We start from the raw sequence: 909 nt of genomic DNA on the forward strand, positions 1-909 counted from the left end.
CTGCCGGACGGCAAGTGGGACAGCGCGAGCAACCGGCGCGTGATCCGCGAAGCCGTGGAGATGTTCGGCTTCGACCGCTCGATGTTCGCGAGCAACTTCCCGGTTGGGAATTTGTCAGCGAGCCTAACCGCGATCGTCGCCGACGTGCTCGCCGCCGTCCCGAAAGCCGCTGAATCCGATCTGTGCAAGCTCTTCGCCGGCACGGCGCAGCGTTTCTACCGCATCGACTGACACTGCGTCCACGCACAAAAAATCATGGAGACAAGCATGCAGACCATCGACGAAAACTCCCTCTTCAGGAAAATATCCGTGCGCATCCTGCCGGTCCTGATGCTCGGCTTTTTCTTTTCCTACCTCAATCGGGTCAACGTGGGCTTTGCCAAGCTGCAAATGGCGAGCGACTTGCAATTCAGCGATGCCGTCTACGGCTTCGGCGCGGGCATCTTCTTTCTCGGCTATTTCCTGCTCGAAGTCCCGAGCAACGTGATCCTGCACAAGGTGGGCGCTCGCCGCTGGATCTCGCGCATCATGGTGACATGGGGTCTTCTCTCCTGCGCGACCATCTTTATCCGCACGCCCACGCAGTTCTACGTGATGCGCTTTCTGCTCGGCCTGGCCGAAGCGGGCTTCATCCCGGGCGCGATCTATTACATGAGCCAGTGGTATCCCGCCGCACGGCGCGGCCGCGCCTGGGGCGTGTTCTATATCGCGCTGGCGTCGTCGGGCGTGATCGGTGGGCTCATCTCTGGGTCGATCCTGCGCTTCATGACGGGCCTCGGCGGCATGCGCGGCTGGCAATGGCTGATCCTCGTTGAAGGCATTCCGACGGTGTTGCTCGGCATCTACATCTTTTTCCGCATGAGCGAGGACATTCGGCGCGTGAAGTGGTTGTCGGAGCCCGAAAAGGCT

The 909-nt window shown here is 60.8% G+C and carries 2 protein-coding genes; both read left to right on the forward strand.

Annotated features, from left to right (window positions below; all coding sequences use genetic code 11):
• Nucleotides 1-231: amidohydrolase family protein (locus AWB65_RS35080; protein WP_159907981.1), on the forward strand; the 231-nt coding region annotated here is incomplete at its 5' end.
• Nucleotides 232-255: 24 nt separating this feature from the next.
• The coding region (locus tag AWB65_RS35085; protein WP_125474313.1) for an MFS transporter at nt 256-909 on the forward strand (654 nt) is incomplete at its 3' end.

It is taken from the genome of Caballeronia humi, from assembly GCF_001544475.1.
Classification (GTDB): domain Bacteria; phylum Pseudomonadota; class Gammaproteobacteria; order Burkholderiales; family Burkholderiaceae; genus Caballeronia; species Caballeronia humi.